General features: G+C 69.6%; 10 protein-coding genes. 4 read left to right on the forward strand and 6 right to left on the reverse strand.

What is annotated here, in order from left to right; genetic code table 11:
- Positions 1 to 9: 9 nt before the first annotated feature.
- Positions 10 to 1,113, reverse strand: coding sequence for a mechanosensitive ion channel domain-containing protein (locus tag GTY58_RS31940; RefSeq protein ID WP_010987538.1), 1,104 nt, complete (start codon positions 1,111 to 1,113; stop codon positions 10 to 12).
- A gap of 119 nt (positions 1,114 to 1,232) precedes the next feature.
- Between GTY58_RS31940 and GTY58_RS31945 the strand changes: the two genes are divergently transcribed.
- A complete protein-coding gene (locus GTY58_RS31945; protein ID WP_010987539.1) occupies positions 1,233 to 1,802 on the forward strand; it encodes a dienelactone hydrolase family protein in 570 nt (189 codons plus the stop codon).
- A gap of 97 nt (positions 1,803 to 1,899) precedes the next feature.
- Here the strand turns inward: GTY58_RS31945 and GTY58_RS31950 are convergent, their stop codons facing one another.
- From GTY58_RS31950 to GTY58_RS31965, 4 genes are all read right to left on the reverse strand, one after another.
- The gene (locus tag GTY58_RS31950) at positions 1,900 to 3,561 is read right to left on the reverse strand and encodes an alkaline phosphatase D family protein (RefSeq protein ID WP_010987540.1); all 1,662 of its coding nucleotides are present in this window, start codon (positions 3,559 to 3,561) and stop codon (positions 1,900 to 1,902) included.
- A gap of 98 nt (positions 3,562 to 3,659) precedes the next feature.
- Complete coding sequence (locus tag GTY58_RS31955) at positions 3,660 to 4,499, reverse strand: thioredoxin domain-containing protein (RefSeq protein WP_010987541.1); 840 nt, start codon at positions 4,497 to 4,499, stop codon at positions 3,660 to 3,662.
- Between the two features lie 66 nt (positions 4,500 to 4,565).
- Positions 4,566 to 5,252 (reverse strand): hypothetical protein, encoded by a 687-nt coding sequence (locus GTY58_RS31960; RefSeq protein WP_010987542.1) that lies wholly within the window; start codon positions 5,250 to 5,252, stop codon positions 4,566 to 4,568.
- A gap of 68 nt (positions 5,253 to 5,320) precedes the next feature.
- Complete coding sequence (locus GTY58_RS31965) at positions 5,321 to 6,646, reverse strand: DUF2252 domain-containing protein (RefSeq protein WP_010987543.1); 1,326 nt, start codon at positions 6,644 to 6,646, stop codon at positions 5,321 to 5,323.
- A 298-nt stretch (positions 6,647 to 6,944) separates the two neighbouring features.
- Here GTY58_RS31965 and dnaE point away from each other — a divergent pair, with 298 nt between their 5' ends.
- Entirely contained in the window at positions 6,945 to 10,484 is a 3,540-nt protein-coding gene (dnaE, locus tag GTY58_RS31970; protein WP_010987544.1) for a DNA polymerase III subunit alpha, read from the forward strand.
- A gap of 133 nt (positions 10,485 to 10,617) precedes the next feature.
- On the opposite strand, the gene GTY58_RS31975 is transcribed toward dnaE, so the two are convergent.
- Positions 10,618 to 10,797, reverse strand: coding sequence for a hypothetical protein (locus tag GTY58_RS31975; RefSeq protein ID WP_010987545.1), 180 nt, complete (start codon positions 10,795 to 10,797; stop codon positions 10,618 to 10,620).
- A 224-nt stretch (positions 10,798 to 11,021) separates the two neighbouring features.
- Here GTY58_RS31975 and GTY58_RS31980 point away from each other — a divergent pair, with 224 nt between their 5' ends.
- Entirely contained in the window at positions 11,022 to 12,239 is a 1,218-nt protein-coding gene (locus tag GTY58_RS31980) for an NYN domain-containing protein (RefSeq protein WP_037646924.1), read from the forward strand.
- Positions 12,240 to 12,366: 127 nt separating this feature from the next.
- Positions 12,367 to 13,338, forward strand: coding sequence for an ABC transporter ATP-binding protein (locus GTY58_RS31985; RefSeq protein ID WP_037646784.1), 972 nt, complete (start codon positions 12,367 to 12,369; stop codon positions 13,336 to 13,338).
- The last annotated feature ends 6 nt before the right edge of the window (positions 13,339 to 13,344 follow it).

A 13,344-nucleotide genomic window follows, 5' to 3' on the forward strand; every position in this document is an offset into this window, starting at 1 on the left:
TGCCCGCGGTCAGCCCCGGCCCGTTCTCGGCGGCTCGAAGGCCCGGTGGGCCACGCCGTCCCGGGACGCGGTCCTGCCCGGCGGCACGACCGCGTCCGCCGTGTTGACGCGCGGCAGCGCGTAGGGGTGCTGCTCCGTCAGCCAACGGACCATCTGTTCACGGACCGTGACGCGCACCGTCCAGATGTCGTCCGCGTCCTTCGCGGTCACCAGGGCGCGCACCTGAATGGTGGTGGGTGTCGTGTCCGTGACCGCCAGGCCGTAGTCGCGGCCGTCCCAGGCCGGGCACTCGCGCACGATGTCCTGGAGCTTCTTGCGCATCTCCTCGACGGGCGTGGAGTGGTCGACGTGGAAGAAGACGGTGCCGGTCATCTGGGCGCTGCCCCGCGACCAGTTCTCGAAGGGCTGGGCGGTGAAGTACGAGACCGGCATCGTGATCCGGCGCTCGTCCCACGTCCGTACGGTCAGGAATGTCAGCGTGATCTCGTCGACCGTGCCCCACTCGCCGTCCACCACGACCGTGTCACCGAGCCGCACCATGTCGCCGAACGCGATCTGCAGTCCGGCGAAGAGATTGGCGAGCGTGGACTGGGCGGCGACACCGGCGACGATGCCCAGGATGCCGGCCGAGGCCAGCAGCGAGGCGCCGGCCGCCCGCATCGCCGGGAAGGTGAGCAGCATCGCGGCGACGGCCACCACGCCCACGATGGCGGAGACCACCCGCTGGATCAGCGACACCTGGGTGCGCACGCGGCGGACCCGGGCGGGATCGCGGTGGGCGGCCGCGTAGCGCCAGTACGAGGTCTCGACGATCGCCGCAGCGATGCGGACCACCAGCCAGGCCGTCGAGCCGATGAGGACGAGCGTCAGAGCCCGGCCTATGCCGATCCGGTGGTCCTCCAGCAGCTTCGCCTGGTCGTACGACCCTCTGAACAGGGCCGAGCACAGCACGAGCTGGAACGGCACGCCGCCGCGGCGCAGCAGGCCCCACAGGGGAGTCTCATGGTGTCGGCCGTCGGCCCGTCGCAACAGCTGGTCGACGGCCCAGCCGACGACCAGCGTGAGTACGAGCGAGCCGCCGACGACGATCAGCGGTCGCAGTACGTTCTCCATGCCTGCGAACGTAACCGGCCTGGCGGCCTCATGAACCTGTTTACTCTGCCCGGTCCGGGGTATCGCCGCAGGCCGGGTCGTCCGTCCGGGGTGCCGGTCCGGGCTGGCACCATGGCCTCATGAACATCATGCTCTTTCACTCGACCTACGGGTTGCGGCCCGCGGTGCGCGCCGCGGCGGACCGGTTGCGCGCCGCGGGACACGAGGTGTGGACGCCCGACCTCCTCGAGGGGCGCACCTTCGAGACCGTGGAGGAGGGCATGGCTTTCTGCGACGGGATCGGCAAGGACGAGCTGCTCAAGCGCGCGGTCCTGGCCGCCGCGCCCTACTCGGAGCGTGGCCTGGTGTACGCGGGCTTCTCGCTGGGCGCCTCCATCGCCCAGACCCTGGCGCTCGGCGACGAGAAGGCCCGCGGGCTGCTGCTCCTGCACGGCACGTCGGACATCGCCGAGAGCGCGTCGGTGGACGAGCTGCCGGTCCAGCTGCATGTCGCCGAGCCCGACGCGTTCGAGACGGACGACTGGCTGGGCGCCTGGTACCTGCAGCTGCGGAGAGCCGGGGCCGACGTGGAGGTCTATCGGTACGCGGGTGCCGGGCACCTCTACACCGACCCCGACCTGCCCGACTACGACGCGGAGGCGGCCGAGGCCACCTGGAAGGTGGCGCTCGGCTTCCTCGACAGCCTCTAGACGGACGTCATAGATGTAGCGGATGTCACAGACGTAGCGGACGTCGCGAATGTAGCGGACGTCACAGACGTAGCGGACGTCGCGCATGTAGCGGACGTCACACCGGATCGTACGTCCGCTCCACCTTCTGCGTGCCGCTGCGCGTGCGGTACGAGCGGGCCCAGGACGAGGTCGCGTTCGGGTCCGTGCGGTCGGAGAGCACGTAGTAGTCCATCTGCGCGCGGTCGGCGGTGATGTCCAGGACGCCGTAGCCGTGCCGGTCGGTGTCGACCCAGTGGACGTGCCGGTTGGCGGCGCGGATGAGCGGCGCGGCCACGGCCGAGACGGTGCCCTCGGGGACCTTGACGATGTCGTCGAGGTTGTCGGAGGTGACCGACGTGACCACGAACTCGGTGCCGGCCGACGCGGACAGCGGGTACGTACCGGCGTCGAACGGCACGTCGTTGGCCCACGCCATGTGGATGTCGCCGGTCAGGAAGACCGTGTTGCGGATCGCGTTGTTCCGCAGGTGGGCGAGGAGTTCACGGCGGTCGTCCGTGTAGCCGTCCCACTGGTCGGTGTTGAGGGCGATGCCCTCCTGCGGCAGCCCGAGCAGCTTGGCGAGCGGCTTGAAGAGGTCGGCGGAGAGCTCACCGATGGCGAACGGCGAGATCATCACCGAGTTGCCGACCAGCCGCCAGGTGGTGTCGGACGCCTTGAGCCCCGCCTTCAGCCAGTCGAGCTGGACCCGGCCCGTGAGCGTACGCTCCGGGTCGTCGACCGTGCCGCTGCCCGTGGACGCCTGCTGCGAGCGGAAGGACCGCAGGTCGAGCAGCGAGAGGTCGGCGAGCTTGCCGAAGCGCAGCCGCCGGTAGGTGGTCCCCTCGATCGCCGGGCGGACCGGCATCCACTCGAAGTAGGCCTGTTTCGCGGCGGCCTGACGTGCCGTCCAGGTGCCCTCGGCGCCCTCGGTGTGGTTCCCCGCGCCGCCCGACCACGCGTTGTCGGCGAACTCGTGGTCGTCCCAGATCGCGACGACCGGCGCCTTGTGATGCAGGGCCTGGAGGTCCGGGTCCGTCTTGTAACGGCCGTGCCGGGTGCGGTAGTCGGCGAGGGTGAGGATCTCGTTGGCGGGGGCGTGCGGGCGTACGACCTTGCCGCGGGCCGCGTACTCGCCGGACTTGTACTCGTAGATGTAGTCGCCCAGATGCAGCCAGGCGTCCAGGTCGCCGCGCGCGGCCAGGTGGCGGTACGGGGAGAAGTAGCCGGCCTCCCAGTTGGCGCACGAGACCACGCCGAAGCGCAGACCGGCCACGCCCGCGTCGGCGGCCGGGGCGGTGCGGGTGCGGGCGACGGGCGAGTCGGTGCCGCCGGCCGAGAAGCGGAAGAAGTAGTCCGTGGCCGGCTGGAGGCCGCGGATGTCCGCCTTGACGGTGTGGTCGGAGGCGGCGGTCGCGGTGGTGGAGCCCTTGGCGACGATCGCGGTGAACGTCTTGTCCTTGGCCACCGTCCAGCTCACCTCGGTGTCGGGGCCGAGCCCGGAGCCGGGTATCGCCTCGGCGGTGGGCGTCACCCGGGTCCACAGCAGGATGCCGTCGGGGAGCGGGTCGCCGGAGGCCACGCCGTGCAGGAAGGCGGGGGTCTCGGTGGCCGCGCGGGCGGGCAGTGCGGCGGCGAGCGGCCCGGCCAGGACGGCGGTGGCGGCCGCGGCCTTGACGACCGTACGGCGGCGCGGCGAGAACGTATGGGCGGTGTCGGATGATCTGTGTCGACTGGTCACGAGCGATCAGGTTACTGATCAGTATGAGCGAAGAGCGGGTGAACTCGTAAAAGTTCGCCCGCTCTTCGTTCGTCAGCCGCCCAAAAAGGCGCCGTGGCTCAGGCCTTGAGCGCCTTGTCGATCGCCGTCGTGTACTCGGCCACCGACATCGGCGCGTTCTGGCCGTCGGAGCCGGTGAGCTTCTTGCCGTCCATCTTCAGGGTCGGTGTGCCGGTCACGCCGCTCTTGTCGAACTTCTGCGACATGACCAGCGCCCACTTGTCGTAGGTGCCGCCCGTCACGGCCTTCTGGAACGCCTTGTTGTTCTTCAGGGCGTCCACCGTGTTCGCGACCTTGATCAGGTAGTCGTCGCTCTTGAACTTGTCGTCGGTCTCGTCCGGGTGCCACTTCGTCGAGTACAGGGCGGTCTTGTACTCGAGGAACGCCTCGGGGCTCACGTTCAGCGCGGCGCCCAGAGCGCTGAGCGCGTTCTTGGAGCCCTCGCCCTGGTCGCTGTTGTCGATGAACGTGGCACCGATGTACTGGACCTTGTACGTGCCGTCCGCGATGGCCTTGTCCACGGTCGAGCCGACGGTCTGCTCGAACTGGGCGCAGACCGGGCAGCGCGAGTCCTCGTACAGCTCCAGCGTCTTCTTGGCGTCGGCCTTGCCGAAGACGACCGTGGTGCCGTTCGTGCCCGTGGTGTTGGCCGGCTTGACGAGCTTGTCGTTCTTGGCGGCCTCCCAGTAACCGGGCTTGTTGTTCTGGACGACGAAGTAGCCGATGCCGCCGGCGACGGCCAGGACGGCGACGAGGGAGCCGGCGACCATGCCCTGCCGCTTGACTTTGTCGCGCTTGGCCTGGCGCTTGACTTTGTCGCGCTTGGCCTGGCGCTCGCGCTCGACGCGCAGCCGCTCACGGGCCGCCGTCTTCGCCGCCTGGCTGTTCCGCTTGCTCATAGTGGTGATCTCCATGTGGGACGCGCACAGGTCGTACGCGGGATACGTATGGGGGACTGCTGTCGCTCAGGCGAATACGGCCGAGCGAGGCGGTCCACGCCGTCCCAGGGAGTGCACGAACAGGCGCGTACGGACGGTGGAGATCCGGCGCGCGGGGCGCGCCGGCCGGCGTACCGGAGTGAGTCGTACGGTCACCGCGCTGACCGCGAGCAGCAGCGGCCGGAACGCGCTCACCGCCGCCGCGCGCAGCAACTGGGCCAGGGCGCGCTCGCCGCGGCGCAGCCAGGCGGCCGCCAGCAGCCCGGTGCCGACGTGCGCGGCGAGCAGCAGCCAGGCGGCGGCCGGGTCGGCGTGTGCGAGCAGGACGGCGGCGCGGTCGCTGCCGCCGCCGGTCACCCGGGCGAGCGGGGCGCCGACGCCGTTGCCGCCGCACAGCACGTCGAGGCCGACCGAGCGCAGCGGGCCCGCGACCGGGCCGCCCACCTTCCCGTAGCAGACGTGCTGCCCCATGGTGAAGACCGTGTCGGCGGCCAGCTCGAGAGGGACCAGCAGCGCGGCGATCTTTCCGAAGCCGCGCTCGCGGCCCGCCAGCGCGTACGCGACGACGAAGACGGTGCCCGCGATCGCGGCCACGGTGGACAGCGGCAGCGGCACCCGGGACAGCAGTACGTGCGACGTGGTGGAGAGCGTCACGACGACTGCGGTGAACAGAGCCGCGCGAAGGGCTCTGAGGTGGGTCCCGGATATGTCCATAGCGCTGGAGAGTGTGCCACGTACCGCTGTAGGAGACCCCTAAAGGGTCCCTGTGAGTCGACGCCGGCCTACAGGCCCGGAATCCGGCCGTTGCGGAACAGGTCCACGAAGATCTGGTGGTCCGCACGCGCGCGTGCGCCGTACTCGTGCGCGAAGTCCACCAGGAGGCCCGCGAAGCCGTCCTCGTCGGCCGCGACGGCGGCGTCGATGGCACGCTCCGTCGAGAACGGCACGAGGGACTGCCCGGACAGGTCGTCCGCCGCCGCGTGCATGGCGGCCGTGGCCCGGCCGAGGTCGGCGACGACCGCCGCGATCTCCTTCGGGTCGTCGATGTCGCCCCAGTCCAGGTCCACGGCGTACGGCGAGATCTCGGCGACCAGCTGACCCGCGCCGTCCAGCTCGGTCCAGCCCAGCCAGGGGTCGGCGTGCGCCTGGAGCGCGCGCTGCGAGATCACCGTGCGGTGGCCCTCGTGCTGGAAGTAGTCGCGGATCGAGGAGTCCGTGATGTGCCGGGAGACGGCCGGTGTCTGGGCCTGCTTGATGTAGATCACCACATCGTTCTCCAGGGCGTCGCTGTGGCCCTCCAGGAGAATGTTGTACGACGGCAGGCCCGCCGAACCGATGCCGATGCCCCGGCGGCCGACCACGTCCTTCACCCGGTACGAGTCCGGGCGGGCCAGCGACGACTCCGGCAGCGTCTCCAGGTAGCCGTCGAAGGCGGCCAGCACCTTGTAGCGGGTGGCCGCGTCCAGCTCGATGGAGCCGCCGCCCGGCGCGAAACGGCGCTCGAAGTCACGGATCTCGGTCATCGAGTCCAGCAGCCCGAAGCGGGTCAGTGAGCGGGCGTCGCGCAGCGCGTCCAGGAGGGGGCCCTCGGCGGTGTCCAGCGTGAAGGGAGGCACCTCGTCGCTCTTGGCGCCGGTCGCCAGGGCGTGGATCCGCTCCCGGTAGGCCGCCGCGTAGACCTGGACGAGCTCGGTGATCTGCTCGTCGCTGAGCGCCTTCGCGTAACCGATCAGTGCCACGGAGGCCGAGAAGCGCTTGAGGTCCCAGGTGAACGACCCCACGTAGGCCTCGTCGAAATCGTTGACGTTGAAGATCAGGCGGCCGGTGGAGTCCATGTACGTGCCGAAGTTCTCGGCGTGCAGATCGCCGTGGATCCACACCCGGGAGGTCCGCTCGTCCAGGTACGGGCCGCCCCGCTTGTCGGCGTCCAGGTCGTGGTAGAAGAGGCACGCCGTGCCCCGGTAGAACGCGAACGCGGAGGCCGCCATCTTGCGGAACTTCACGCGGAACGCGGCCGGGTCGGCGGCGAGCAGCTCGCCGAACGCGGTGTCGAAGACGGCGAGGATCTGCTCGCCGCGTTGCTCGGCGCTGAGCTGCGGAACCGACATCGCTGGGTGCCTCCTGGTGCAGGTGGTGCGTGACGTGTGGAACGGATCTTCCGTCGTCCTCCGGACGACCGGACCGCCTTTGGTCCAACGGACGAAGATACGCGGGAGTGCCCGCGTCCCCGCATGAAGGTACGGGGGAGAAGCCGCCGAGTGTCAGTGCCGAGGCTTAGACTTCGACGCTGTCCCCAGACTGCCCGCAGCCGGTCGGGAAGCCGTCGACCCACGGCCACCCGTCACCCGACCACCGCCCCTCATCGCGGCGCTTTGCGCCGTATCTGTTCACTTGGAGGCCGAAGCCGTGTCAAAGCCGCCGTTCACGCACCTGCACGTCCACACCCAGTACTCGCTGCTGGACGGTGCCGCGCGGCTCAAGGACATGTTCAATGCCTGCAATGAGATGGGCATGACACACATCGCCATGAGCGACCACGGCAACCTCCACGGGGCGTACGACTTCTTCCACACGGCCAAGAAGGCGGGCGTCACGCCGATCATCGGCATCGAGGCGTACGTCGCCCCCGAGTCCCGGCGCAACAAGCGCAAGATCCAGTGGGGCCAGCCGCACCAGAAGCGCGACGACGTGTCCGGTTCGGGTGGTTACACGCACAAGACGATCTGGGCGGCGAACCGGACGGGCCTGCACAACCTCTTCAAGCTCTCCTCGGACGCGTACGCCGAGGGCTGGCTCCAGAAGTGGCCCCGGATGGACAAGGAGACCATCTCCCAGTGGTCCGAAGGTCTCATCGCCTCCACCGGCTGCCCCTCCGGCGAGCTCCAGACCCGGCTGCGCCTGGGCCAGTTCGACGAGGCCCTGAAGTCGGCCGCCGAGTACCAGGAGATCTTCGGCAAGGACCGGTACTTCCTGGAGCTGATGGACCACGGCATCGAGATCGAGCGCCGGGTCCGTGACGGTCTCCTGGAGATCGGCAAGAAGCTCGGCATCCCGCCCCTGGTGACGAACGACTCGCACTACACCTACGCGAACGAGGCGACCGCGCACGACGCCCTGCTGTGCATCCAGACCGGCAAGAACCTCTCCGACCCGGACCGCTTCCGCTTCGACGGCACGGGCTACTACCTGAAGTCCACGGACGAGATGTACGCCATCGACTCCTCGGACGCCTGGCAGGAGGGCTGCGCCAACACGCTCCTGGTCGCCGAGCAGATCGACACCTCCGGCATGTTCGAGGCGAAGAACCTCATGCCGAAGTTCGACATCCCCGAGGGCTTCACCGAGGTCACCTGGTTCCAGGAGGAGGTGCGCCGCGGCATGGAGCGCCGCTTCCCCGGCGGCGTCCCCGACGACCGTCAGAAGCAGGCCGAGTACGAGATGGACGTCATCATCCAGATGGGGTTCCCGGGGTACTTCCTCGTGGTCGCCGACTTCATCATGTGGGCCAAGAAGCAGGGCATCGCGGTGGGCCCGGGCCGTGGTTCGGCGGCCGGCTCGATCGTCGCGTACGCCATGGGCATCACCGACCTCGACCCGATCCCGCACGGTCTGATCTTCGAGCGGTTCCTCAACCCCGAGCGCGTCTCCATGCCCGACGTCGACATCGACTTCGACGAGCGTCGGCGCGTCGAGGTGATCAGGTACGTGACCGAGAAGTACGGCGCCGACAAGGTCGCCATGATCGGCACGTACGGCAAGATCAAGGCGAAGAACGCCATCAAGGACTCCGCGCGCGTGCTGGGCTACCCGTACGCGATGGGCGACCGCCTCACCAAGGCGATGCCCGCCGACGTCCTCGGCAAGGGCATCGACCTCAACGGCATCACCGACCCCTCGCACCCCCGCTACAGCGAGGCCGGCGAGATCCGGGCGATGTACGAGAACGAGCCGGACGTGAAGAAGGTCATCGACACCGCCAAGGGCGTCGAGGGCCTGGTCCGGCAGATGGGCGTGCACGCCGCCGGCGTCATCATGTCCAGCGAGCCCATCGTCGACCACGCCCCCATCTGGGTGCGGCACACGGACGGCGTGACCATCACGCAGTGGGACTACCCGCAGTGCGAGTCGCTCGGCCTGCTGAAGATGGACTTCCTCGGCCTGCGCAACCTGACGATCATGGACGACGCCGTCAAGATGGTGAAGTCCAACAAGGGCATCGACCTCGACCTGCTGAGCCTCCCGCTCGACGACCCGAAGACCTTCGAACTGCTCCAGCGCGGCGAGACCCTCGGCGTCTTCCAGTTCGACGGCGGCCCCATGCGCTCGCTGCTGCGCCTGATGAAGCCCGACAACTTCGAAGACATCTCCGCCGTCTCGGCGCTCTACCGTCCCGGCCCGATGGGCATGGACTCGCACACGAACTACGCGCTCCGCAAGAACGGCCTTCAGGAGATCACGCCGATCCACAAGGAGCTGGAGGAGCCCCTCCAGGAGGTCCTGGCCGTCACCTACGGCCTGATCGTCTACCAGGAGCAGGTGCAGAAGGCCGCCCAGATCATCGCCGGGTACTCGCTCGGCGAGGCCGACATCCTGCGCCGCGTGATGGGCAAGAAGAAGCCCGACGAGCTGGCGAAGAACTTCGTCCTCTTCCAGGAGGGCGCCCAGAAGAAGGGCTACAGCGACGAGGCCATCCAGGCCCTGTGGGACGTCCTGGTGCCCTTCGCCGGATACGCGTTCAACAAGGCGCACTCGGCCGCGTACGGCCTGGTCTCGTACTGGACCGCGTATCTGAAGGCGAACTACCCGGCCGAGTACATGGCCGGCCTGCTCACCTCGGTCAAGGACGACAAGGACAAGTCGGCCGTCTATCTGAACGAGTGCCGGCGCATGGGCATCAAGGTGCTCCCGCCGGACGTCAACGAGTCGATGTCGAACTTCGCCGCGCAGGGCGACGACGTGATCCTCTTCGGCCTGTCCGCCGTCCGTAACGTCGGTACGAACGTCGTCGAGTCGATCATCAAGAGCCGCAAGGCCAAGGGCAAGTACGCCTCCTTCCCCGACTATCTCGACAAGGTCGAGGCGGTCGCCTGCAACAAGCGCACCACCGAATCGCTGATCAAGGCGGGCGCGTTCGACACGATGGGGCACACCCGCAAGGGCCTCACCGCGCAGTTCGAGCCGATGATCGACAACGTGGTGCAGGTCAAGCGCAAGGAGGCCGAGGGCCAGTTCGACCTCTTCGGCGGCATGGGCGAGGAGGAGAGCGACGAGCCCGGCTTCGGACTCGACGTCGTCTTCACCGACGACGAGTGGGAGAAGACCTATCTGCTCGCCCAGGAGCGGGAGATGCTCGGTCTGTACGTCTCCGACCACCCGCTCTTCGGCTTGGAGCACGTGCTGTCCGACAAGGCCGACGCGGGCATCGCCCAGCTCACCGGAGGCGAGCACGCGGACGGCGCGGTCGTCACCATCGGCGGCATCATCTCGGGCCTCCAGCGCAAGATGACCAAGCAGGGCAACGCGTGGGCAATCGCCACCGTGGAGGACCTGGCGGGCTCCCTGGAGTGCATGTTCTTCCCGGCCACGTACCAGCTGGTGTCGACCCAACTCGTCGAGGACGCGGTCGTGTTCGTCAAGGGACGCCTCGACAAGCGCGAGGACGTGCCCCGGCTCGTCGCCATGGAGCTCCAGGTCCCCGACCTGTCGAACGCGGGCACCAACGCGCCCGTGATCCTCACCATTCCGGCGCTGAAGGTCACCCCGCCGATGGTGAGCCGGCTCGGTGAGATCCTCAGCCACCACAAGGGCGAGAGCGAGGTGCGGATCAGACTCCAGGGTCCGCGCAAGACGACCGTGCTGCGGCTCGACCGGCACCGGGTGAAGCCGGATCCGGCCCTGTTCGGCGATCTGAAGGTGCTGCTCGGCCCGTCCTGCCTGGCGGGCTGAGCGCCCCCTCTCCGGGGCTCGGTTCGCTCCCGGGGTGTCTGAGCCTCACTCGCCGGGTGTACGCAAGGGGCGCATCCGCAACCGGATGCGCCCCTCGGTGTGTGCCTGGGCTTCAACAGCCCGCGCGATGAATTCAGTTGTGGCCGAAGCGCTTCTGCTGCTTACGGGCAACATCCGCGGGGCTGCCCTGGGTGTGCGGCATCGGCGACTGCTGTGCCTCCGTCGCAGACCTCTGCGCGTGCTCCTGTGCCTGCTCGGCCTGGGAGCTGCGCTGCTGCTGGCTGCCCTGCTTGCGGTTCTTGTTCTTGGCCATGGTGATCTGCCTCCTGAGGGGGATCTAGGGGCCAGAGACGGGACCAGATTCACATAGGCCGACAAGCCGCGCATTTCGGAGAATTACCGTGTGTAATAAGCGCTGTCGGAGAGCGATACGCCGATACGCCACGCCGAAGATCGAGTTCGGGCCGTTAACCTCCGCAGGGTCGGGCAGACTCGAAGGAAGCCCAAAGCAAACCTCCCGGAAAGAGGGTGGACCGCGTGGACCGCTGCATCGTCCTGGTGGACGCCGGGTATCTGCTCGGGGCCGCCGCCAGTCTGCTCGCCGGAGAGCCTTCGCGCTCCCGGATCACCGTCGACCATGCCGCCCTCATCCAGGGACTGCGCGAGCGCGCCGAGTTCGACACGGAACGGCCGCTGCTGCGCATCTACTGGTTCGACGGCGCCCCCGACCGCGTGCCACAGCCGGAGCACCGCAGACTCCGGGTGATGCCGCGCGTGACCGTCCGGCTGGGCGCGCTGACCCGCAGTGACGGGCGGTGGGCGCAGAAGGGCGTCGACGCGGCGATGCACGCGGAGCTGACCGAGTTGGCGCGCAACCGGGCCTGTTCCGACGTGGTCCTGGTGACCGGCGACGGGGATCTGCTGCCGGGCATGATGGCCGCCAAGGAGCACGGGGTCGCCGTACACCTGTGGGCCGTTCAGGCCGCGGACGGCGACTACAACCAGTCCGAGGACCTGGTCGCCGAGGCCGACGAGCGGCGTGTGCTCGACCGGGCCTGGATCACCAAGGCCGTACGCGCCAAGGAGGTGGGCGGGGTCTGCGCGCCGCAGCCCGTCCCGCGGCCGGAGATCGCCGCGATCCTGTCCGCGCCGCTGCCCGAGTCCTCGCTCGCGGGCGCCGCCGAGCGGACCGCCGAGGAGCCGGAGCACCGGTCGGCGGCGGACGCGCAGAACGGGGCGCAGGAGCGGGTGTCGGCCCCGAAGGGCGTGCCGACACCGAAGGACCTGGCCGCTCTCCGCGCGCCCGGCACCCAGTCCCCTCAGCATCCGGCCAGTGCGACGCTGCGGTGGTCCTCCGACAAGGGGTGGGTGGACCGGCCCGGTGCGGCGGCCGAGTCCGCGGACGCCGCGTCGCTGCCGACGCTGGCGCAACTCACCTCGGCGGAGCAGCGGTGGGCCGACCGCGAGGAGGACATCACCACGGTCGGCGGGGACCCGTACGAGGTCGGACAGGTGTTCGCCCGGCGGTGGATGGAGCGACTGACCGACCAGACGCATCTGCAGAAGCTGTCGGCCATGTATCCACGGGTTCCGCACCGGGTCGACGGGGAGCTGCTGCGGTACGCCGCCCGGTTCGGGCTGCTCGCGCACAAGGACGACCAGATCGACGAGCACGACCGGTACGCGATCAGGGCGGGGTTCTGGCGGGAGATCGATGTACGGACGGCGGCGGAGCACGCGCCGGCGGGAGATTAGCCGGGGCTGCCGCGCCGGAGTTCTATTTCAGGACGGGGGTTGGATTTCGGGCGGACTCCACCACCCCGTACTCTCGTCCCTTGTGAGTACGCGCACGGCACAGGCATGTCGACAGGGTGGCGATGTCGTGTGCGCCGTGCGGGGGCTGACCAAGACCTACCCGGCCGTGCGCGGACGGCGTGGCGCCCCGGGAACGCCCGAGGTGCGGGCCACCGACGGGGTACGGCTCGACATCCGGCGCGGCGAGGTCTTCGGGCTGCTCGGGCCGAACGGCGCCGGGAAGTCCACCCTCGTCCGCCAGCTGACCGGGCTGATGCGGCCCGACCGGGGCAGCGTCGACATCCTCGGGCACGACATCGTGCGCCATCCCGAGCGGGCCGCGCGGATCCTCGCCTACCTCGGGCAGGAGTCCACCGCCCTCGACGAGCTGACGGTGTCGCTCGCCGCCGAGACGACCGGGCGGCTGCGCGGTCTCGACGTCCGGCAGGCGCGGGGCGAGCGGGACGCCGTACTCGACGAACTGGGTCTCGCGGCGGTCGCCGGGCGCCCGCTGAAGAAGCTGTCCGGCGGGCAGCGCAGGCTCGCCTGCTTCGCCACCGTCCTGGTGGGGGAGCGGCCGCTGCTCGTGCTCGACGAGCCGACCACCGGGATGGACCCCGTGGCGCGGCGGGCCGTGTGGGCCGCCGTCGACCGGCGGCGCGCCGAGCGCGGCACCACCGTCCTGCTGGTCACCCACAACGTCATCGAGGCGGAGACCGTGCTCGACCGGGTCGCCGTGCTCGACAGCGGACGCGTCATCGCCTGCGACACACCGGGCGGGCTCAAGGAGCGGGTCGCGGGGGAGGTGCGCGTCGAACTCGTCTGGCGCGAGCGGGCGCCGCTGGACGTTCCCGAGGTCGCCGCGCTGCGGGCCCGTGCCGTCGAGTCCGGGCGCCGCTGGTCGCTGCGGCTCGCGCCCGACGAGGCCCGCGCCGCGGTCGCCACGGTCACCGGAGGAGCCGCCTTCGCCGCCCTGGACGACTTCACCCTGGCCACGCCGAGCCTGGAGGACGTCTATCTGGCGCTCGGCGGCAACGCGCAGGGGCTGGTGAAGGCGTGAGGGGCA

Source organism: Streptomyces sp. SID5469, assembly GCF_009862865.1.
GTDB classification, from domain to species: domain Bacteria; phylum Actinomycetota; class Actinomycetes; order Streptomycetales; family Streptomycetaceae; genus Streptomyces; species Streptomyces avermitilis.